This is a genomic window from Tunturiibacter gelidiferens, from assembly GCF_013410115.1.
Taxonomy (GTDB): Bacteria; Acidobacteriota; Terriglobia; order Terriglobales; family Acidobacteriaceae; genus Edaphobacter; species Edaphobacter gelidiferens.
The window spans coordinates 1,181,018-1,202,978 of record NZ_JACCCV010000002.1 but is presented as its reverse complement, the minus strand read 5'-3'; the positions used below and the strand labels follow the sequence as shown (position 1 = coordinate 1,202,978).

General features: G+C 59.3%; 15 protein-coding genes. 8 read left to right on the top strand and 7 right to left on the bottom strand.

Going from position 1 to position 21,961, the window contains the following annotated elements:
• Nucleotides 1–111 precede the first annotated feature (111 nt).
• Nucleotides 112–4,038 (top strand): TonB-dependent receptor, encoded by a 3,927-nt coding sequence (locus HDF12_RS17035; protein WP_179585266.1) that lies wholly within the window; start codon nt 112–114, stop codon nt 4,036–4,038.
• Between the two features lie 142 nt (nt 4,039–4,180).
• Here HDF12_RS17035 and eutC read toward each other — a convergent pair whose 3' ends face one another.
• Nucleotides 4,181–4,963 carry an ethanolamine ammonia-lyase subunit EutC gene (gene eutC, locus HDF12_RS17030; RefSeq protein WP_179585264.1) on the bottom strand — a complete coding sequence of 261 codons (783 nt, stop codon included), beginning with the start codon at nt 4,961–4,963 and terminating at the stop codon, nt 4,181–4,183.
• 182 nt (nt 4,964–5,145) lie between these two features.
• Between eutC and HDF12_RS17025 the strand changes: the two genes are divergently transcribed.
• From HDF12_RS17025 to HDF12_RS17015, 3 genes are all read left to right on the top strand, one after another.
• Nucleotides 5,146–6,936 carry an ABC transporter ATP-binding protein gene (locus tag HDF12_RS17025; RefSeq protein WP_179585262.1) on the top strand — a complete coding sequence of 597 codons (1,791 nt, stop codon included), beginning with the start codon at nt 5,146–5,148 and terminating at the stop codon, nt 6,934–6,936.
• An 84-nt stretch (nt 6,937–7,020) separates the two neighbouring features.
• On the top strand, nt 7,021–8,025 hold the full coding sequence (locus HDF12_RS17020; protein WP_179585259.1) for a phospholipase D-like domain-containing protein: 1,005 nt from the start codon (nt 7,021–7,023) through the stop codon (nt 8,023–8,025).
• A gap of 204 nt (nt 8,026–8,229) precedes the next feature.
• Nucleotides 8,230–8,796, top strand: a complete 567-nt coding sequence (locus HDF12_RS17015) for a lipocalin-like domain-containing protein (RefSeq protein WP_179585257.1) — start codon at nt 8,230–8,232, stop codon at nt 8,794–8,796.
• A gap of 29 nt (nt 8,797–8,825) precedes the next feature.
• On the opposite strand, the gene HDF12_RS17010 is transcribed toward HDF12_RS17015, so the two are convergent.
• Nucleotides 8,826–10,202 (bottom strand): ethanolamine ammonia-lyase subunit EutB, encoded by a 1,377-nt coding sequence (locus HDF12_RS17010; protein WP_179585255.1) that lies wholly within the window; start codon nt 10,200–10,202, stop codon nt 8,826–8,828.
• 104 nt (nt 10,203–10,306) lie between these two features.
• On the opposite strand from HDF12_RS17010, the gene HDF12_RS17005 reads away from it, so the two are divergent.
• A complete protein-coding gene (locus HDF12_RS17005) occupies nt 10,307–10,549 on the top strand; it encodes a hypothetical protein (RefSeq protein ID WP_179585253.1) in 243 nt (80 codons plus the stop codon).
• 45 nt (nt 10,550–10,594) lie between these two features.
• On the opposite strand, the gene HDF12_RS17000 is transcribed toward HDF12_RS17005, so the two are convergent.
• Nucleotides 10,595–12,652, bottom strand: coding sequence for an EAL domain-containing protein (locus HDF12_RS17000; protein WP_179585251.1), 2,058 nt, complete (start codon nt 12,650–12,652; stop codon nt 10,595–10,597).
• A 326-nt stretch (nt 12,653–12,978) separates the two neighbouring features.
• Here HDF12_RS17000 and HDF12_RS16995 point away from each other — a divergent pair, with 326 nt between their 5' ends.
• Genes HDF12_RS16995 through HDF12_RS16985 form a run of 3 tightly spaced genes read left to right on the top strand, consistent with a single transcriptional unit; the run spans nt 12,979 to nt 16,367 of the window.
• Nucleotides 12,979–13,380, top strand: coding sequence for a BlaI/MecI/CopY family transcriptional regulator (locus HDF12_RS16995; RefSeq protein WP_179585249.1), 402 nt, complete (start codon nt 12,979–12,981; stop codon nt 13,378–13,380).
• Between the two features lie 5 nt (nt 13,381–13,385).
• A complete protein-coding gene (locus HDF12_RS16990; protein WP_257025805.1) occupies nt 13,386–14,747 on the top strand; it encodes a M56 family metallopeptidase in 1,362 nt (453 codons plus the stop codon).
• 33 nt (nt 14,748–14,780) lie between these two features.
• Entirely contained in the window at nt 14,781–16,367 is a 1,587-nt protein-coding gene (locus HDF12_RS16985) for a Do family serine endopeptidase (protein ID WP_179585245.1), read from the top strand.
• Between the two features lie 61 nt (nt 16,368–16,428).
• Here the strand turns inward: HDF12_RS16985 and fdhD are convergent, their stop codons facing one another.
• From fdhD to HDF12_RS16965, 4 genes are all read right to left on the bottom strand, one after another.
• Complete coding sequence (fdhD, locus tag HDF12_RS16980; RefSeq protein ID WP_179585243.1) at nt 16,429–17,373, bottom strand: formate dehydrogenase accessory sulfurtransferase FdhD; 945 nt, start codon at nt 17,371–17,373, stop codon at nt 16,429–16,431.
• A gap of 50 nt (nt 17,374–17,423) precedes the next feature.
• The gene (locus HDF12_RS16975) at nt 17,424–18,359 is read right to left on the bottom strand and encodes a carbohydrate kinase family protein (protein WP_179585241.1); all 936 of its coding nucleotides are present in this window, start codon (nt 18,357–18,359) and stop codon (nt 17,424–17,426) included.
• Nucleotides 18,360–18,424: 65 nt separating this feature from the next.
• The gene (locus tag HDF12_RS16970; RefSeq protein ID WP_246374161.1) at nt 18,425–19,612 is read right to left on the bottom strand and encodes an acyltransferase family protein; all 1,188 of its coding nucleotides are present in this window, start codon (nt 19,610–19,612) and stop codon (nt 18,425–18,427) included.
• Nucleotides 19,613–19,615: 3 nt separating this feature from the next.
• Complete coding sequence (locus tag HDF12_RS16965; protein ID WP_179585239.1) at nt 19,616–21,832, bottom strand: alpha-N-acetylglucosaminidase; 2,217 nt, start codon at nt 21,830–21,832, stop codon at nt 19,616–19,618.
• Between the last annotated feature and the right edge of the window lie 129 nt (nt 21,833–21,961).

Here is a 21,961-nt window from a genome sequence, read left to right as displayed (position 1 = left end):
CACCGCGGGTCCGCCGTGTTGCATCGCTGCATTTGTGTCTTCCGGATTGGTTATCTTCAGACAAAAAGAGACTTGTTTCCGTTCACGCTGCACTACTTCAGGAGCCAGATTATGACTAAACGTATGCGTTTTTCGTTTCTCGTCCTTGTTTGCCAGATGGCGTTGCTGCTTCTGGTTTGTCCGGTGTTTGGGCAGCAGACGCTCGGTGGTCTGACGGGTGTGGTGACCGATAGTCAGGGGGGGATTCTGTCGGGCACGGTGGTGACCGTGGTGGGAGATCAGACGGGTTTGACGCGGACGCAGACGGCGGGGAGCAATGGGTTTTATGACTTTGCCAATCTGCCGATTGGGACGTATACGCTTTCGTTTTCGAAAGAGGGATTTCAGACGCAGAAGATGAACGCGATTCCTGTTCAGAGCGACCGGACGGGCACGGTGAATGCGAGTTTGAGTGTGGGCGCAGTGAACACAGTGGTAAGCGTGGACGCCGCGCCATTGATGAATGCGGTGGATACGACGAACGGCTACGTTCTGGATAAGGCGCAGATCGAGTCGATACCGCAGCCTACGGGGAGCTTTACCGGGCTGGCGATTCTGTCGCCGGGTGTGAATGCGGAGCTGTCTGGCGGTACGGGAGCTCAGTCTGGACTTGGGAATCTGCCGATCTGGGCGAATGGTCAGCGCGATACGAGCAATAGCTTCTCGATCAACGGCGTGGACGCGAGCAATCTTTTCAACGGGAAGAGTACCAGCCAGGTCGGCTCGCAGCGCGTCGTGAATAGTACTGGCGCTTCGACGACGCAGGGCGGAGCGGGGGTGATACAGACGGTCGCCTCGGTGTATCTTTCGATCGGCAATGCTATTCCAACGCCCGCGCCGGAGACGATTCAGGAGGTCCGGGTGAACGCCTCGATGTATGACGCGCAGCAGGGCTCTACTTCTGGGGCGCACATCGACTTGAATACTGCCTCCGGCACCAACGCGTATCACGGCACGGCGTATGGGCGTCGCGGGACGAATTGGATTAATGCAGCGCCGTTTTTCTTCAAGAACAATCCGCTCCTGGCGAATGATTCCAAGGATCAGAATCCTGAGTTGCATCGCTATGTCGCCGGGGGCACCTTTGGTGGTCCGATTATAAAGGACAAGTTGTTTGGCTTCGTGTCGTACCAACACCTGCAGGTATCGGATACGGAGATCGGCGACAACTTCATCAACGTGCCGGTTGGTCTCTCCGATAACAATCGTGATGCTGCTGATTTCGCGAACCTGATCAACGGTCCCTTTGGTACCAGTCTGACCGCGGCCAACATCGATCGTACTGCGTTGGCTCTGTTCAACTCGCCTTCGCTTCCGGGTCAGCCGGGCAAGTGGCTTGTGCCGAACGACACAGGATCGTCGGTCATGTCTGCCTCCCACCCCTACAACGCTTTTCTTCCGGGCACTGGCCGTTTCAAGGCCGATATGGCGGTGGCTAATCTTGACTACAACATCAACAGTAAAGACACGCTTTCGCTGAAGTATTTTTATCAGCACGATCCCACCCTTGCTCCTTATGCCTACTCGAGCGTTCCGGGATTTACCGAACACCTCGACTCCGGCGCGCAAGTCTTCTCCATCATTAACACCTACCTGGTGAAGTCGAACTTGAGTACGACGGAGAGTTTGGGGTTCCTTCGCGAGAAGACGTGGGTGGATAACGAGCAGCCCTTTGGGCCGAACGCGATTCCTGGAGGGTCGCAGGGCACGGTTTCGATCAATGAGTTTGGGTCGAACTATTTTCCCGGCGTGTCGATTGTAAATGTGCTGGGGAGCGCACAAGCCCAACATGGTTTGGTTAGCTCCGGCATCCTGAACATCGGCCCGAATGCCGAGGGGCAGGCTCCTAACACCGGGGCCTTCCAGAATCGCTGGCAGCCGTCGGGCAACGCCATCTGGACGTTGGGTAAGCACACGGTCACCTTCGGAACCAACTACAGCTATACGCAGCTGAACACGATCGACAAGCGTACGGGCACCGGCACCGTCGCGACAGACGACTTGAGCGCTTATGCGCAGGGATATGTGACGCCGGGCAGCTCTTCGACGTCTTTCTATGTCAGCTCGTTCCTGCAGGGCGATGCGAGCCGTTACTACCGGGCAAACCAGGTGGGAAGCTATGTACAGGACAAGTTTCAATTTACGCCGACACTTTCGATCACCGCTGGGCTGCGTTATGACTGGGACGGCGGCCTGACTGAGAAGAACGGACGTATCTTCAACTTTGACCCCGCGCTTTACAACTACAACGCGTCGTCGGACACGATTGTGAACCCGGGCTTCATCATTGCGAGTAACAACAAGAACGGCACCAGCGGCGTGAGCCCGACGACGCTGACGGGACGGCAGTGGGGAGTTGGTCCGCGGTTGGGCGCGGCGTGGCAGCCTGAGAAGTTCGGGGGGAAGGTGGTGGTCCGGTCGGGCTTCGGGATGTACTACGACCGCGGCGAACTCTTTAGCTACTTCTCACCTGGGTATGCAATTGGTACGGTCACGGGCGGGCCTTTCGGAGTCAATCAGCAGCTTCCGTTTGTGACGGCGCAGAGTTGCCCGGTCCAGAGCCTTTACAGCTACTACATTCCGACGTGCGGCGGCGGCGGCGGCTTCTCGCCACCGGTTACAGAGCCGACGGCTGCCACGGGTAACCTGGCAAACCCTTATACGAACGTTCAGAATGCGCCGCCGACGAATCCGCAGTCGTCCGACCTGAGCAACTACCTGCCGAATATCGCGAGCATCAACAATGGTGGGCAGCCGATTTCGCTTGGCGTCTACGATCGCACGAACAAACTGCCTTACACGTTCAACTACACCCTCGATATCCAGTGGCAGCCACGCAACGACCTCGCGGTCACACTGGGCTATGTCGGTAATCTGGGCCGGCATCAGGTGATTCCGGTTCCGTTCAACCAGCCGGGTATCGCATCACCCAGTGCCAGCATCCACGGCGAGAAGTATTCCTACGGCTATAACGTCGGCGGAGCCACTTTGCCTGACGGTAGTGGATATGATTTCGACTATGAGGGCGGCAACATCGATCATCGGGTTCCGTATGTTGGGTATGCTGCAGAGTCGATCTCGTATCGGGCGGCGGGCGTGGATGCCTACAATGCGCTGACGGCCCATCTTGAAAAGCGCATGAGCCACGGGATCCAGGTGGCTGCCTCTTACACGTACTCCCATGCGCTGGATGAACAGAGCGGCCTGGGGTTGTTCTATAACGGCAACAACCCTCGCAATCTGCGCGACGGATATGCTTCAGCCGACTTTGACCGCACGCATGTGATCAACTTCAACTACGTCTTCCGGCTGCCCGATTTAGTCCATAGCCACTCTATTGAGAGCTATTTTACGAACGGCTGGTCGCTGGTAGGCCTGACGATTCTGCAGAGTGGTCAGCCCTATAGCGTGATTGACTTCAGCGGAGCCGTGGGTAGCATCTATTACGGCGTCAGCAACGGCATTACGAATCCAATTGTGCCGCTGGCTTCTGGCTGCACGGCGAAGAACGCGAAGACGGGCCACTCCGGGGCGTTCAATCCAAGCGGCGACCCGAATCTGAATGCTTTGAAGGCATCCTGTTTTACGATTCCTGTGCTGCAGGCAGGCGGACTGAGCGGCGCGGTTCCGACCTCAGATCCTTATGAGACCGACTTCACCACGGGTCAGCGCAATATCTTCCGCCAGGCTTTCCAGAAGCGCTCGGATGCCTCGCTGATGAAGGTGACGAAGTTCACGGAGCGGTACAGTCTCACGTATACGTTTGATGTTTATAACCTGACGAATACGAGCAGCTTCGATGTGCCCGGCAACGAGGTGGCGCAGAACGTAAACTATAACGGATTTCCGGCGGCTGGAACGCCGGTCCTACCGACGGGCTGCAATACCACCACCCCAGGCACCGGGAGCTTTTACAATTGCCCGAGTGGGCTGGGCACGGTGACGCACACGATTGGTAGTCCGCGACAGATACAGATGTCGTTGCGGTTCCTGTTCTGACTTCCTGTTTGGAGAGGGCTGTCCTGCCGGACGGGCTCCCTGCGCGGGAGGCGGTCACTTCGTGACGTGTATAACCCTGTCGTGGCGGAGATGATGTGCGGCCGTCCCGTTGGTCGGGATGAGAGGGCTACACTCACGCTCTTTAGGATTTCAGTTGGGGATGGGTGATCTCTTTCAGGGCGGTGCCGGTGAGTTGGAGTCGCTGGGCTTCGGTGCAGTAGAAGGCGATGCGGGCGGCGGCGGTGATGTAGTCGAGGCCGGCGGTGCGGATGTTCGAGATGCAGTTGCGATCGGCGTCGGTGCGGCCTGGGGCTGGGTTCCAGGTGATGTAGGCGCCGAGGGAGTCGGGGGAGCTGAGGCCGGGGCGCTCGCCGATTAGGATTACTGAGAGGCGGGCGTGGAGGAGAGAGCCGATTTGGTCGGCGATGGCGACGCGGGCCTGGGTGGCGATGCAAATTGGGCCGAGAGTATGCGGAAGCGTGGGAAGGAGCGCGGCGAGCAGGGGGATGGCGTGGTGCTCTATCGCTGTGGCGGAGAGGCCGTCGGCGATGACGATCACTATGTCGCACGGGGATGGATGGAGGAGAGCGGCGGAGGCGGGAGCGAGGGTTCGGCCGAGGTCGGGACGGCGGAGGTAGGAGGCGCGGTCTGGGGCGGCGCTGGCAACGGCCAGGATTGGGGTGGGCAGGGAGGGGATCTCGGTGCGTAGGCGGCGGATGAGATGTTCGGTGTCGAGTGCGGCGTGGACGGCGTCGCGGGCCTGGGCGTGGGCGAGTTGGAAGTCGAGGATCTCTGTGGTGGTGAGACTTACGCCGGTGCGGCGGAGGGAGACTCGAGCTGGCGTGTAGTTGCGTAGCGAGGGAGTCGTTGTACTCGCTGGGGTGGCGGATTGAGAATGGTCTATCTTTATCTCGTGTTCAGGCATGTTGGTCTGGGACGTTCGGGAGACGATGATAGCCAGTGTACGGAATGAGCTGGAGTCCTGTAGGAGCTAGTTGCGTGAAACGGAGCTTGTTGGTGAGATGGTGTTAATTTCTACTTGAAGACCGAATCTATCAGTTGGACCTGCGATTCTGCACGGGGTGTCATGTTTTACCAGGGCTCTCTATGTTGCGGTTTATTGGAAGTCTAATTCGGCCTTATCGCGGCACGCTGGTGGGGATTTTTGTCGCCATGCTGGTCGAGACGGTGATGAGCCTGGCGACGCCGTGGCCGTTGAAGATCATTCTGGACAATGTGGTTGGCGACCACAAGATGGCTCCATGGCTGCATCGGCTGGTTGGGCTGTTGCTGGAACATGAATCAAGGATGCATATAGCGGGGCTGGCGGCGTTGGCGTTTGTGTTGATCTCGCTGCTTGGCGCAATCGCTTCTTATATTGACAACTATTACACGGAGAGCGTGGGGCAGTGGGTGGCGCATGACCTGCGCATGAAGATGTATGAGCATCTGCAGCGGCTTTCGCTGGGGTACTACAACACGCATGCGACGGGAACGATTCTGAGCACGATTACTGCAGATATCCAGACGATCCAGGGGTTCGCTTCGTCTTCGACGTTGAATATTCTGGTGGATCTGCTGACGATCGTCTGCATGCTGGGGTTGATGTTCTGGCTGAACTGGGACTTCACGCTGATTGCAGTTGGAGTGACGCCGTTTCTGCTGCTGTTTGTTTCGCGTTTCAAGAAGGCGGTGAAGAAGGCGACGCATGAGGTTCGCAGGGAGCAGAGCGAGATTGTTGCGGTGGTGCAGCAGGGGCTGGAGTCGATCCAGGCGGTGAAGGCGTTTGGGCAGGAGGAGACGGAGCAGGCGCAGTTGCAGCTGGTGAGCGAGGCGACGGTGAGCGCGGCGTTGAAGGCGAGGAGCGTGAAGGCGCTGTTGTCGCCGGTGGTGACGATTACGGTGGCGCTGTGCACGGCGGTGGTGCTGTGGCGGGGGGCGGCGCTGATTCTGGCGAGGACGATGACGGTGGGGGAACTGACGGTGTATCTGGCTTACCTGGCGAAGTTCTTCAAGCCAGTGAAGGATCTGGCGACGACAACCAATGCGGTGGCGCAGGCGGCGGTGGGGGCGGAGCGGGTTCGGGAGATTCTAGAGACGGATACGGTGATTCCGGAGAAGGCGGATGGGTTTGCGCCGGGTACGGTCGCGGGGGCGATCGAGTTTGAACATGCGGCGTTTGGATATGATGCAGCGTCTCCGATTTTGACGGATGTGAGCTTCAAGATTGGGGCGGGTCAGTTTGTGGGAATCGTGGGGCCGACGGGGAGCGGGAAGTCTACGGTGGTGAGTTTGATTCCGCGGTTCTACGATGTGCAGTCGGGAACGGTGAAGATCGACGGCGAAGATGTGCGGGACTATAAGCTAAAGTCGCTGCGATGCAAGATTGGATATGTGCTGCAGGATACGGTGCTGTTTCGCGGGACGATTCTGGAGAATATCGCGTTTGGACGGCCGTCGGCTACGAAGGATGAGGTGGTTGCGGCGGCGAAGCTGGCGAATGCTGATGAGTTCATTATGAAGATGCCGCTGGGGTACGAGACGATGGTGGGGGAGCGGGGATCGACGCTGTCGGGTGGGCAGAGGCAGAGGATCGGGATTGCGCGGGTGATGGTTCGGAACAGCCCGATTCTGCTGCTGGATGAGCCCACAGCGGCGCTCGATAGCGAGTCGGAGAAGCTGGTGATCGATGCGCTGGAAAAGCTGATGAAGGGGCGGACAGTGATTGCGATTGCCCATCGATTGAGCACGATCCGGGATGCGAATCAGATTATTGTGATCAACGGCGGGGTTGTGGCGGAGAATGGGACGCATGAGGAGCTGATGGCGGTGAATGGAATCTATGCGGCGCTGCATCGTACGCAGTTCGACGCGGGGTTGGATAAGGTGATGGCGTAGAGGAGCTGGAGTTGTGTTGAGCCGGGAAAGGCTGTAGAAGATATCAACGCCGGTTCTTGAGATCAGTGGTTGAAGGAAGAGATTATGTCGCGCTCTGTGATTGTTTTGCCTGACGACTCCGCTCAGCCGATTTTGGACGCCATTCATGGTGCGAAGGATTCGATCCGGGTAAAGATGTTTGTATTTTCGGATCCGACTTTGCTGCAGGCGGTGATGGAGGCGCATCAGCGCGGGGTGAAGGTGCGGGTGATGCTGAACCCGGAGCGGCGGGATGGGGAGAAGGAGAACGGCGAGTCGCGGATTGCGTTGACGGACGCGGGGATCGAGGTGCTGGACAGCAATCCTTGCTTTGACCTGACGCATGAGAAGTCGATGGTGATCGATGACAGGATGGCGTTTGTCGAGTCGCTGAACTGGGAGACGAAGAATCTTACCGAGACGCGGGACTATGCGATTGTGACGACGCATAAGCACGAGGTTGAAGAGATCATGGAGTGCTTCGACGCGGATTGGAAGAGAGAGAACTTCAATGCGGGAGAGCACTCGCATCTGATCTGGTGTATCGGCAATGGGCGGCAGCGGCTGGGGCAACTGATCGATGAGGCGAAGCACTCGTTGTGGCTGCAGAATGAGCGGTACCAGGATCCGACGATCATTGAGCACCTGGTGAGAGCGAACCAGCGTGGGGTGACGATTCACATCATGGCACGGCCTCCGCACAAACTGAAGAAAGACAAGTTGATTGAGGGTGTGAGCGGACTGAGGGTGCTGGAAGACATTGGCGTGAAGATTCACAAGCTGAAACACATCAAGCTGCATGCGAAGCTGCTGCTGGCTGATGATGCGCGGGCGATCATTGGGTCGATCAATCTTGCTCCGGGGAGCTTTGATAGCCGGCGGGAGCTGGCGATCGAGGTGAGGGATGAGCACATTATCGACCGTCTGAAAAAGATCGTTCGGCATGACTGGGAGAATTCCAAGCAGCTTGATCTTTCGGATGAGGGGCTGCTGGCGGAGCTGGGTCAATATGATCCGAACGTTGCGGAGGATCTGGGGCTCGAGACGCATAAGGGTGGGAAGAAGTATTGAACGGGCGGTGCTTTACAGCTGTGGAAGTGCAGGCCGTTGGTTTCCTCGAAAGAATGGCTCTGTGATTCGCTCGAAGCGGGTGCACGCAAAGGAAAGAACAACAGAAGACGCCTGCGCTGCGGAATGACAAAACAAAAACCAGGCAAGCGCAACAGCAACTGCAAAAGTTGGGGGTTCCGCAACACTCGTCTACGGAGGAAACTTATGCGATCGTTTCTTGCCTTAATCGGTTGCTGTTTCGCGGTGGCCGCCAGCGTAACGGGTTACGCCCAATCGACTCATCCAGCTATAAAGGAGCAACGCGCCAACTCTGTAACGCACAAATTGGTCGGCACGTGGCGGCTCGTCAGCGTTGAGACCGTTCGCCCGAACGGCGAAGTCATCTATCCGTTCTACGGCCGACATCCGGAAGGAGTGTTGATCTACGACCGCAGCGGTTGGATGAGCGTGCAGATTGTTTCGGACCCAAAACCAACTTTGGCCAGCAGTGGCTCTCGCGAGGGTTTGCTGGCGGCGACGCCGCCCGAAAAGGCTAATCTGGTTGACGGTTACTACGCGTATTGCGGTACCTGGACTGTAGACAAGTCAAACTCCACAGTGACCCATCACATCACACAATCGTTATATCCAGCCGAGCGGGGCACGGAAGGCGTCCGGAACTTTTCCCTGGATGGTAGCCGGCTGATATTGGTTGCAAAAGGGATTCATGAGATGGGAGAAGTTCACGAACGGAGTCTAGTTTGGGAGCGCGTTCCGTCTGAGTTGCCATAGCTTCGCGTGGCGACAAGCGGGTAGTGCGTCTAGGGGAGCATGGCCGGCAGGTGAAGGCGGTGGGGGGCGGTGGTGTTGAGCCAGGATTCGAACTCGGGGGCTGGGCGGAGGTTGAGGAGGCGGCGGAGGTAGAGGGCGTCGTGGAAGGATGTGCTCTGGTAGTGGAGCATGATGTCGTCGGCTCCGGGGACGCCCATGATGTAGTTGACGCCTGCGGCGCCGAGCATGGTGAGGAGGGCGTCCATGTCGTCCTGGTCGGCTTCGGCGTGGTTGGTGTAGCAGATGTCGCAGCCCATGGGGAGGCCGAGGAGTTTGCCGCAGAAGTGGTCTTCGAGGCTGGCGCGGAGGATCTGCTTGCCGTCGTAGAGATACTCGGGACCGATGAAACCGACGACGGTGTTGACGAGCATTGGGTTGAAGTGGCGGGCTACGGCGTAGGCGCGGGCTTCGAGGGTTTGCTGGTCGATACCCTGGCCGCGGGTTCCGCGGTGGGCGTTGGCGCTTAGGCTGCTGCCCTGGCCGGTTTCGAAGTACATGATGTTGGGGGTGGGGTTCTCTGGTGCGCGGTTGAGGCTGCGGGCTTGTTGGTGGGCTTCTTCGAGGAGGGCGAGGTTGATGCCGAAGCTCTTGTTAGTGGCTTCGGTCCCTCCGATGGATTGGAAGAGGAGGTCGAGCGGCGCGCCTTGCTGCATGGCTTGCATCTGGGTGGTGAGGTGGGCGAGGACGCAGGATTGGGTGGGGATGTCGTAGCGGCGGCGGATGTGGTCGACGAGGTGGAGCAGGTTGGTGAGGGTGGCGACGTTGTCGGAGACGGGGTTGATGCCGATGACGGCGTCGCCAGAGCCGAGGAGTAGGCCGTCGAGGATGGAAGCGGCGATGCCTGCGGGGTTGTCTGTCGGGTGGTTGGGTTGGAGACGGGTGGAGAGGCGTCCGGGGAGGCCTACGGTGGTGCGAAATTTGGTAACGACATTTATTTTGCGGGCTGCGAGGATGAGGTCCTGGAGGCGCATGAGTTTGGAGACGGCGGCGGCCATCTCCGGGGTAAGGCCGGGGGCGAGGGCGGCGAGGCTGGCGGGAGTGGCGTCGTCCGAGAGGAGATGATCGCGGAGTTCGCCTACGGTGAGGCTGGAGATCGGGGCGAAGGCGGTGATGGCGGCGGGGGTGCGGCTGGTGTCGAGGATGAGGCGGGTGACCTCGTCGGTCTCGTAGGGGACGATGGGTTCGTTGAGAAGGTGGGTGAGGGGGAGATCGGCGAGGGTGCGCTGCGCGGCTACGCGTTGTTGTGCGCTGGTGGCGGCGATGCCTGCGAGTTCGTCGCCCGAGCGGGCGGGGGTGGCTTTGGCGAGGAGATCGGCGAGGGAGTCGAAGGTGTAACGGACGCTCGCTATGGTGTGGGCGTGGGCCATTTGGTACTACGCTAGCAGGGTTCGCTTGAGAGGATGGCTCTGCACGCAGAAGAAAAGAAACAACCGCAGATTCCTCCCCCGTTCGACGAAGCTCAGGGTGCGGAATGACAAGCAAAAGGACAGGCAACCGCAAAAGCGTTACGTTTCTCTTTGCTGCTATGACTGCAACGACAAATACAAAGGCGAAATACAGGGATCTCTCCACTGCGTCGTGCGATGAAACCGCCGCGACTCCGGTCGAGATGACCATTTTTGGGGGGGTGAAGAACGAGCAAAAGGCAAAGGCAAAATACAAAAAAGCAGATCCCTGCGGGATGACAACAAAAGAACAAGCAATGACGAGATAAAAGCAGGTGCAAGTGCAAAAGATAGCTGGGAAGAGTTGTGGCTTATTAGTGAGTTTCGAGTTTGATTTTGAGGACGGTGTTGAGGTCGGAGAGGCGCTGCATCTCGCGCTTGTCTTCGTCGATGTCCTGGATGGCGACGACGCCGCCGGAGACTTTGCCGTCCGGGTCGAGAACGGGGGCGCCGGTGAGGCTGATCCAGGCGCTTGAACCGTCGCTGTGGAAGCGGAGGTACTCGGTTGGGCCGATGGATTTTCCTCCCATGATGGCTTTGGCGAGCGGATGGTCATGGTCCTGATCGATATTCCGGTTGGATTCCGAGTTGGGTCCGGGTGTGAACGAGATGGACTCTTTGCAGTAGTCGTCGATCATGGCTGGAGCGGCCTCGGTGCTGCGAAGGATCTCCTCGGCTCGCGGATTGCTCATGACGACGCGGCCATCGGGTGCTTCAGCGATGACGATTCCTACTGGAACCGCGTCGAAGACCGCTTTGAGACGAGCTTCGCTGCGGCGGAGGGCCTCCTCGGCACTTCTCTGGTCGTTGATGTCCTCGACGGTGCCGTACCAGCGGATGATTTTGCCGTTCTTTCCGCGGCGTGCCGTTGCACGAGCGCGCATCCAGCGCCAAGTGCCATCGACGCGATGGATGCGGTACTGAACGTCGAGCGGGCGGCCGGTGCGGAGGGACTCCGTCCAGATGCGGGAGGTTGGTTTGACGTCGTCGGGGTGGAGGGCGCGGATCCAACCGGTTCCGAGAGAGTCCGAAACGGAAAGGCCGGTGAGGCTCTCCCATCTTTGACTGGCATCGAGGATCATGCCGTCGGGGTCGGCGGTCCAGGGAACCTGGGGGTTGAGCTCGACGGTGTGGCGGTAGTGGTCTTCGCTTTCGGCGAGAGCCTGCTCGGCCTGTTTTCGGCGGGTGATATCGACGACGGAGACGGAGACTCCGATGACCTCGTCGGCCTCGTCGCGGGCGGGGTGGAAGGAGATGAGATGAGTGCGCTTTTCGTTGAGGGGATTGGGGTCCGGGTAGCAGATCTCGAGGTCGTTGCTGGCTTCGCCGTTGAGTGCGCGGAGGAGGTAGGGTTCGCAGAGGGGGAAGACGGTTGGCATGACCTCTGAGATATAACGGCCGAGGTGCGCGGCTACGGGGAGGTGATGCATTCCGGCGAGGCGTTTGTTGACGCTGACGTAACGCAGGTTGCGATCGATGAAGCAGAGTCCGACTGGGACCCCATCGTAGATGGCATTGAGTTGCGCGAGGCGTTGAGTGGGAAGAGCTTCGAGGCGCAGAGGGAGGGTGGAGTCGGCTGCGGGGGAGCGGGGCTCGGGGATGGGAGGAGCGGGGTCGAGCCTGGCGGCGAGGACCTCGGGGAGTTGTTCGGGCGGGACGGGGCGACCGTAGAGCCAGCCCTGGCCGAGATCGCAACCTAGCCAGAGGAGCATGTCGGCTATGGTTTGGCTTTCGACGCCTTCGGCTACCGTGGTGAGGCTGAGACTGTTGCCGAGGCCGACGATAGCGGCGGCGATCTTGCGGCTCTCTCGGGTGTGGCCCATGGAACGGACGAAGCTGGCGTCGATTTTGAGCTCGTCGAAGGGAAGTGACTGGAGGTGGCGGAGGCTGGAGTAGCCGGTGCCGAAGTCGTCGAGGGCGAGACGGGAGCCTTGCTCTTTGAGTTCGGTGGCGATGCGGTAGGCGTGCTCGGTGTTGCTGGCGAGAGCGCTTTCGGTGATCTCGAGGATGAGACGGTTGAGAGGAAAGCTGGCTTGCTCGGCGGCGGCGTGGATGTGTTTGGGGAGGGAGAAGTCGGTGAGCTGGGTGAGGGAGATGTTGACCGAGAGGGTGAGGTGGTCGGGGATGTTTTTTGCGGCGGCGAAGACGGCTCGGAGGAGGTTGCCGGTGAGTTGGCCGTTGAGGCCGGTGTCTTCGGCGAGGGGGATGAATTCGTTGGGGGTGATGAGACCGCGGACGGGGTGCTGCCAACGCGCGAGGACCTCGAATCCGCTGAGCAGGCCTGTGCGAAGCTCCACCAGCGGTTGAAAGTACGGAATAATTTCGTTCTTCTCGAGCGCTCTACGCAGATCGTTCGCGTCTTCCGCAGCCATGGCAAAGACGATACTACGGTCCGGATGCAAGTTATACAGGGATTTTTGGTTTGGCCGCGGACAAACAGATATGGGTTTATTCGTTTGAGTGTGGGCTCTTAGAGGTGGGCCTCCTGTTGTCGAAGCATCCTTCGATGGGAAGCTTCGATCGCGCTGTTTCTGCTTGATTCGGATCGAAGCTGGTGTAGGTTTATCGCGAGCAATGGTATCCAGAGGCGACTATTTTTTTGGGGTTGTTGTGCTAACTAATGGATTAGTTGATCGTCTCTCCTTTGAATAGTTTCAGACTTCTGATCGCTTGAGGGAGTCTGGACGTTGAGAGGGTGATGCCGCCGAAGAAGTCCATCACGTTGACAGAGGCTGAGTTACGGCTCATGAAGATACTGTGGGCGCGCGGCGAGTCGGCTGTGGGAGAGCTGGTGGCTGCGATGCCAGAGGGGGCGGCGCTGGCTTATAACTCTGTGCTGACGACGATCCGGATTCTGGAGCAGAAGAGGTATGTGAGTCACCGGCAGGAGGGCAGGGCGTTTCTGTATAGCCCCTGCGTTGCAGAGCAGGAGGCGAGCCGGTCCGAGGTTCGTCATATGCTGCAGCGTTTTTTTGGTAATTCGAGGGAGAGGTTGCTGCTTTCGCTGCTTGGGGATGACGAGGTGACGGCGGAGGAGTTGCAGCGCTTGAAAGAGGCGATTGCGGTGGCCGCGGATGACCGCGCGGGAGACGAACTGTGATTGGGATGGATTTGAACCTATTGCATGCTGTCGAAGGTCTGTCGCGAGTGGCGGCTGGGGCTGTGGTGTCGGGGTTGTGGCAGGGGCTGGTGCTGGCTGCCTGTGTGTGGATCTGTCTGCGGCTAGTGCCGAAGACTACGGCTGCGGTTCGGTTTGCGGTTTGGACGGCGGTGTTTGCAGTTCTGGCGTTGCTGCCGCTGCTTCATGCTTACGGAATTCATTCTAGTGATGAGGCGGCCGGTCATGGTGCAGTGGTGCAGCTGGATGTGCGATGGAGCTTTGCGATGGCTGCGCTGTGGCTGACGGTTGCGATGGTGCGCGGGGCGAAGTTGGCGATCAGTGCGGTGCAGCTGCGCGGGATTTGGAAGCGCGCGACGCCGTTGGAGACGGGCTCGGGTTGGGATTTGTCGCTGGCGGCAGCGGGGTGGCGTGGGGTGACGCTTTGCACGTCGGCGGATGTGGACCGGCCGAGTGTGATTGGATTTTTTTCGCCGCGGATCTTGATTCCCCTTGAGGTGTATGAGCGGCTTACTCCAGCGGAACTGGAGCAGATTGTGTTGCACGAGATTGGACATCTGCGGCGGGCCGATGACTGGATGAATCTGGTGCAGAAGATCGTTTTGGTGCTGGTGCCGTTGAATCCGGTTTTGCTATGGATCGAGCGAAGGTTGTGCTTCGAACGGGAGCTGGCGTGCGACGACGCAGTGCTTCGAACGACCAAGGCTCCGAAGGCCTACGCGACGTGCCTGACGGGGCTGGCTGAGCAGCGTTTGAGGCGGAGAGCAGCTGTGCTTTCGCTGGGTGCGTGGGAGAGACGATCGGAGTTGGCGCAGAGAGTGCATAGCATTCTGCGGCGCAGTGAAGGGATGGGCAGGACGCAGGCTCGCGTGTTGATGAGTGTGCTTGTGCTCGGACTCGTTGGGGGAGCGGCTGAGCTTTCACGTTGTCCGCAGGTTGTTGCGTTCTCCGGTGGTGCAGCTGCTTTGCATGCCGACATGCAGCGTTCCGCTGCGGCCGATGCAGAGTATCAAGCTGTCGCGTTTCGTCCTTCTGTAGCGAATATTCCTGCTGCGGGCGCGACACACGAGATTCTGCTAAAGGCTTCTATGCCGATGGGTTCGACTGGCCAGATTATTCAGCCAACGAAGGCAACTGCGGCTAAACGGCGTCGCTCGGTGCATTCGGCTGCGCTGCTGCGCGCGAAGCAGGATCGAGGGATGGTGCGGATGCAGAGATGGGTTGTGCTGACCTCTTGGGAGGAGTCGTTGCAGCCAAGGATGGTGCTCACGGTGTCGAGTGAGCGGGTGTTTTCTTCTTCGTTTGCAGCCGTGCCTACCGCGGGCGGCTGGCTGGTCATTCAACTTTAAACAAAGCTGTACGAACCGTTGTGAGGATCGATCATGTCGTTTGAAACTAATAAATTAGTAGGTAAGGCGGGACGGGTTGCCGTTCCTGCAGGCGCTGCCGCGGCTCTGGTGCTGGCAGCTGGGATGCTGGTTCATCACAATGGCGTTCATGCGGCGATGATCTCGTCGCCGATCTCTTCTCCCGCACCGATGGATGACAACAGTGTGTCTTCACTGGTTGCGCTGGACAACGCTGTGGAGGCGGTTGCGGCGCGGGTTACGCCGGCGGTGGTTAACGTTGCGGTGACATCGCGTGGCTCGGCGGAACACCAGGTGGGTGAGGATCAGGAGGACGGTCAGGAGCAGGGTCAGGCATTGCCGCCGGGGCTTCAGCAGTTCTTTGGACAGCTGCCGCCGGGGATGATGCAGCAGCTCCATCCGCAGCAGCCGCAACTGGAGCATGGGATTGGTAGCGGGATCATCATCTCACCGGATGGTTATATCGTGACGAACAATCATGTGATCGATGGTGCGGTGGAGATGCGTGTGACGCTGCATGACCGGCGTGTGCTGAAGGCGAAGCTGGTTGGGCGTGATCCTCTGACGGACATCGCGGTGATCAAGGTGGAAGCGCACGACCTGCCGAGCATTGCGTGGGGCGATTCGACGAAGCTGAAGCCGGGACAGACGGTGCTGGCGTTCGGCAGTCCGTTTGGGTATTTTCAGTTTTCGGTGACGCGTGGAATCGTGAGTGCTGTGGATCGGCAGAATCCTTATCGTGACGATGCACGAAAGCCTGGTGGGTATATTCAGACCGATGCTGCGATCAATCCTGGCAACTCGGGCGGCCCTCTGGTGAATGCGCGGGGAGAGCTGGTTGGAATCAATACGTTCATCATCTCGAACGGCGGCTCCTTTGCGGGCGCCGGGTTCGCGATTCCCTCGCAGATGGTGAGGGCGACGGCTGACCAGTTGATCAAGACGGGCGCGGTGCATCACGGCTATCTCGGGATCAGTATGAACGACGTGACGCCTGAGAATGCGAGCTTCTTCAACCTGAAGGAGGCGACGGGTGCGATTGTGACGCAGGTGTCGCCTGACTCTCCAGCTGCGCAGGCGGGGCTGAAGAACGGCGACGTGATCGATGAGCTGAATGGGCAGAAGGTGATCAACGGAGGCGCGCTGCAAGTCGCGGTGAGCGAAGATACTCCGGGGACGACGATTGCTTTGGGCCTTATTCGAAACGGGTCTTCGCAGACGGTGAACGTGAAGGTTGGCGAATATCACAAGGATGCCGAGGTGGCGAGCAATGGTGAGAGCGCGGGTCCGCAGAAGGGGAGGCTTGGACTTGCTGTTGCTGAGCTGACGCCTGATGTTCGGCAGCAGTTGCATATTCCTTCGCAGGTGCAGGGCGTTGCGATTCAGAGCGTTCGTCCGGGAAGTCCGGCGGATGAGGCGAGCCTTGCTCCTGGGGATGTGATCCTTGAGGTGGATCGGCATCCGGTAACTTCGGCGGAGCAGTTTGTGAATGCAGCGCACGCGAATCCGACAGGGAAGGATCTGTTGCTGCTGGTCTGGTCGCAGGGCGGTGCGAGCTATCGCGTGGTTCATCCGGATGCAGGAAACCAGAGCGGTATGTAAGCGCTTGACGTAGTGAAGGCCGCTGCGGGAGATCGTGGCGGCCTTTTTTTTAGTGTCGTGCTTAGTCTGATGTGTAACCGAGTATGTGGTGTGCGCCGTTGTAGATGTTGAAGTGACCTTCGCGGAGGAAGCCTGCGAGGGTGATGTCGAAGTCCTTTGCAACTTGTACGGCGAGGCTTGAGGGAGCACCGACAGAGGCGACCATGGCGACTCCGCCCATTAGAGCTTTCTGCAGGAGCTCGAAGCTGGCGCGGCCGGAGAGTAAGAGCAGTGTGTCGCGGAGGGGAGTGCGGTCGGCGAGAAACTCTGCACCGAGGAGCTTGTCGACGGCGTTGTGGCGGCCAACATCTTCGCGGACGGAGAGGAATTCACCGGCGGAGTTGAAGAGAGCTGCGCCGTGAATTCCGCCGGTTTGATTGAAGAGGGTTTGTGCTTCGCGCAGGCGATTCGGGAGCTGATAAAGAGTGTCGGCTTCAATTTGAAAGACGTTTTTTCTGCGTGGTGGACAGACGGTCTGGAGCGCAAGCAGCGAGGCTTTGCCGCAGATGCCGCAGCTGGAGGTGGTGTAGAAGTTTCGCTCGAGATTGGCGAGGCTCACGGCCACATCGGGTGCGAGGTCTACGCGGACGACGTTTTTCTCCGGCCGATAAGGGAGCGCGCTCTCCATCTGGAGATTTGCTGCGGGGAGTTCGGTGCTGTTGGCGAGATAGACGATCTGGTCGATGTCGTTTGGGTCGCGCACGACTCCTTCGGTCATGAGGAAGCCCGCGACGAGGTCGAAGTCGTGGCCGGGTGTGCGCATAGTGACGGAGATGGACTTTACGGATCTTGCGTCGAGAGCGCCGTGGGCAAGTTGGATCTCGAGTGGCTCCTCGACGGCGAGGGAGTCCTGGGCGTGATGCGAGCTGAAGCCCACGACTTTTTCGATCGCCAGAGCGTGGGTGGCCCGGCTCAGCTCTGGATTTGCTTGGAGATTTTGCTGTGAGATTGGAGCGGAGCTCTTCATGAGGGGTGCGAGTCCTTCTGAAAATCTAGCGAGCAGCTTAGTGAACGGACCTAGACATAGTGAGGCGTGTGATGTCGTGAGCCGGCTTTCATTAGATCTTCGATGGTTTCGAGGGGTTGGATTCCGCCTCTGGCGCCTACGGCGGTGCAGTTCAGAGCAGCTGCGGCGCAGGCAAAGTCGAGTTGGCGTGCAAGAGGCCATTCTTGCAGCAGGCCGTAGATGAATCCTGCGTGGAAGATATCTCCGGCGCCGGTGGTGTCGACAACGGAGACGCAAAAGGCGGGAGTGTGATGGAACTGCTTGCCATCCCAGGCGACGACGCCCTCTTCGCCCAGCGTGGCGGCTACGAGAGTGCATTTATAGCGACGTTGGATTAGCTGTAGCGCTTTTTCGAGGCTGGGCTCCGACGTCAGACGTTGGGGGAAATCCCGGCTCACAATGAGGTAGTCGATGTTTTCGATGAGCTCTTCTACGCCGAGATAGAGCTCATCTAAATCGGCGATGACCGGTATGCCGGCAGCGCGAGCCCAGGTCGCCGCGAGGGTTGCAGCGGCGGTGTCGTGGCCATCGACATGAAGCGCCCGCGCGTTGACGATCCATTCGCGGTTGAGGTCGGTCGGCTGAAGGATGAGTCGTTCGTCTCGGCGGCAGAGGACGGTTCTTTCGCCGCCGGCGTCGACGAGGATCAAGGACTGTGGACTGGCGGCGCCTGCGGCTGTGATGATTTGGGTCTCGACTCCCGCGTGAGCGAAGGCTTCGCGATGAAGTGCGGCGGCTGCGTCGTCGCCCAGCTTGCCTACATATCGTGTTTTGATTCCCCAGCGCTGGCAGGCGACGACTGTCGACGCGACTTGTCCTCCCGGTAGGACGGTCGCAGTTTGGTACTCAACCTTAGAGCCACGTGGTGGGTAGTTTGTCAGGGGGATAACGGTGTCGGTGGCGTTGAGCCCCACGCCCACGAGATCGACCTTCGACAGTTTCGTCATCTTGTCACTGTAAATGGAATTATGTGTCCGGCGATATCGCCGGACACATGATGGTTGGGTGTGGTTTAGATCTTGATGAAGATTTTGCGGCGGTAGAGGACGGCTACGAAGAGCCAGCATACGGCTACGAACGCGAGGGCGTAGAGCAGAGAGGCGAATGCTGTGTTCGGAACGGCCTGCAGGATCGAGCGAAAGATGGATTGCTGAAGGTTGACGCCTGGATGGACGGGGATGCTTGATAGTGCAGCTGCCAGTAGCTCGGAGAAGACGTAGGCGACGATGGCGTTGGTTCCAAAGATGAAAAAGGGCTTGAGGAGGCCGTCGTGATTTTGTTTGGCGTTTTGTTTCTTGGGTAGATCGACGATGAACAGGCTCAGGGCGAGGAGGGAGAGGCTGAGGCCGCCGGCGAAGAGGACGTAGGAACTGGTCCAGAGTTTTTTGTTGATGGGGAAGGAGAGGTTCCAGAGTCCTCCGAGAAGAATGCCGCTGAGGCCTGCTGTGGCGATGCCGGTTATCTTCTGATTGAGCGTGCGCTGGGTGCGCAGCCAGATGCCGGTGAGGACGCCGAGGAGAGCGGTGGCGAGGGCGGGGATGGTGCTGAGAAGACCTTCGGGGTCGCGGGTGTGCTCGTAGAGATGAGAGGCGGAGAAGATCTGTCGGTCGAGCCATGCGGTGAGATTGGCGTCGCGGTCGAGGAGAGGAATGTCGTGGGTGGGAACGCCGTATCCCGGGACAGGGACGAAGCGCATCAGGATCCAGTAGGCAAGGAGTGCGGAGACGGCTAGAACTGCTTTGCTGCGCCAGCCGGGGCTGATGAGATAGAGCGAGGCAACGACGAAGTAGCAGATGGCGATGCGGGGGAGCACTCCGTAGAAGCGCATGGTGTGGAGGTTGAAGAAGGGAAAGCTGTTGACCAGGAGGCCGAGCAGGAAGAGGATCACGGCACGGCGGAGGACGTGGAGCAAGAGGGATTGTCGGGTGGCGCCTTGAGCGAGCCTCGAGGCAGTGGAGAAGACGGTCGAGATACCGACGAGAAAGAGGAAGGTGGGAAAGACGAGATCGGTTGGGGTGAAGCCGTTCCAGGCGGCGTGTTTGAGGGGCCAGTAGGCTCGGAGTTCATCGCCGTTGTTGTTGACGAGAATCATGAAGGCGATGGTGAGGCCGCGCAGGAAGTCGAGTGAGAGAAGGCGTGCTGGACGGGCGCCGGTAAGAGAGGGCCAAGGGGTTTCGGAGGGTGCGCTCATTGTGGTCATAGTTTACTGGTGAGCCTCGGACTGTTGGTTGGGAGCGAGGTGAAGGGTGCGGGCGATAGCAAGAGCAGCGGCGTAGGAGTCGCCGTGCGGCTCGGCGTCGTAGGTTTTGCGGCTGTGATTCCAATCGTCGCCGAAGGAATACCAGTCCATGGGCTTTGGGGCTTCGCCGGTATCGAGCGAGGCAGAGAGCGAGTCGAAGTACATCTGCCAGCGGACCATGTAGTAGTCGCTCGTCAAGCCAGCCCAGTCTCGGTTGCCGTACTCGTGAAGGCCGTACTCGCTGGCCTTGCGGTCGCCCCAGGTGGTGAGGATGGAGCGGGCATCGTAGTTGAGCCGTTCGAGCTCCCCTGGTGACGATGCCCAGGGCGGGACGAAGGAGAGCCATCTTCCGAGAAGGAAGAAGGGGCTGGTCTGGAGGAGTTGGTCCTGTAGCTCCATGTCGTGAAGCCATTCCTTCGTGAGTTTGGCGAAGGCCGTCTTGTCTTTGGAGTCGTAGGCTTGCTTGATCAGCGGCAAGAGGCGGCGGCTCTCATTGGCCATCGCCTGCCGGGCTACGTCGACGAGGTCGTAGTGATAGGTTTCGGTGGAGCGTAATGCGGGGTCGACTTCGAGAAGTTCGGTGAGTGCGGGGGCGAAGTCGGCTGGGTTGTAGCGCAAGACGTCGGGGGACCATGTTGCGGCGCGTGCTGCGGTCAGGGATGGCTGGGAGTTGAAGACGGAGTCTTGTGAGGCGTCGCGTTCTCCGTGCTGTGTGTTGCCGTCGGCTCGGTAGCCGTAGGCTGTTTGGAGTAGGATCTGCCAGGCGCGACGAGCGTGTGAGTCGTCCGCTCCGTATCGGCGGGTTGCGTAGGCGTTGGTCCATTCGGCCAGGTCGACGGAATCAGTGTGCCAGGCCATCTCGGTGTAGAAGTCGAAGGCGAAGGGGTTGGTGTCCATGCCTTCGGTGAAGACGGCGGTCCCGACGATGCGGCTGTTGGGGAGCGCGGCCAATTTGGGGAGGCGAACGGCGTAGTCGTAGAGGGGCGCTCCCATGGTGGTGCGTCCGCCGAACTCCCAGAGTCCACCGTAGAGCCAGGATGCACCACGAAACTCGCGGTCACGGTTCTCTCGGGGGATGCGGCCTTGCTCGATCTCGGCTATGAGAACGTGACTGGTGTCTACGGCAGAGAGTAACTCCTGGGTTGGGTTTTGCTGCCATCCGAGGAGCATCCAGAGCGCGTTGGGGTGGTCGCGCATGAGGGCTTGTTGCACTTTTTTTGCGGCGGCTGGAACCGGGACGTCGCCGGCTGCGCCGCCCTCCTGGAAGATCTCCATGTCGTAGATGGCCGAATCGCCATAGAGGGCGTGCTGATGGCGGTAGAAAGATGTCGCTAGTTTGTCGAAGTTTGGATCGCGGGGATCGAGCCAACCGGGGCGAGTGAATCCATTCCAGTCGCCTTGCCTGATGACGTGTGCGCCGGGGTGAAGGGAGGCAAAGTCGGCGGGGACGATGCCGTAGTAGCCGGGCAGAACGGGCGTGATGCCGAGGCTGCGGAGTGCGGCGATGAGTTGTTGTGCTGAGTGAGAACGTTTTTCGAGAAGCTCCATGGAGATGGGACCCTGGAAGCAACACATGTTGCCCATCAGCTGCCAGTTTTGGTGAGCTGGCTGAACGATCCAGTTTCGGATGGCCTCGTCTGAGTAGCCGGAGTCGCGAAAGGTTTGGTAGAGAACAAGGTCCATGCCGCGTTCGATGAGGATGGCGTTGGTGCCGCTCAGGGCGAGGATGTCTATCTCATGCTGCCAGCGTTCCTGATCCCAGTAAGGAGCGGAGTAGCCATCGACGTTCTCATTCAGGGCGTAGCGCCAGGGGTAAAGAGCGGGCTTCTCGATTGGGACGTCAGGTGCGGGGAGGATCAGGCCGGGAGAGCCGAGCTGTGAGCCGTTGGGTGAAATCTGCAAGTGGGCTACGTACTTCAGATACCAGTTGACGCCATACAGCAAGGTAGGCTGCGTGGCTGCTGCAACGAGAATGTGGCCTCGGGTGCCGGTGATCCGGAAATAGTCCTTGTGGTCGGGCTTCGGGACGAGAGCGAGTTGTAACTGTGGCGCAAGATGAGGCATGAGCCGATGGAGCACTCCTTCGGCTGGTAACGTGGACGACTCGGCACACGCGGATGCAGGCGGCACGATGAGGCCGATGGCGACAAGCGGAATTGCGAGGAACAGCCTCAAATGCATGCACACCAATGTAGCGAAGTTTAATGGAGAGCGTAACCACTTACTATGGACAAGATCGTTTGGAGGTTGATGTGAGTTTCGGAAAAAGGGTAAAGACGATTGCTACCGACAGCCACTTCCTAATTCCAC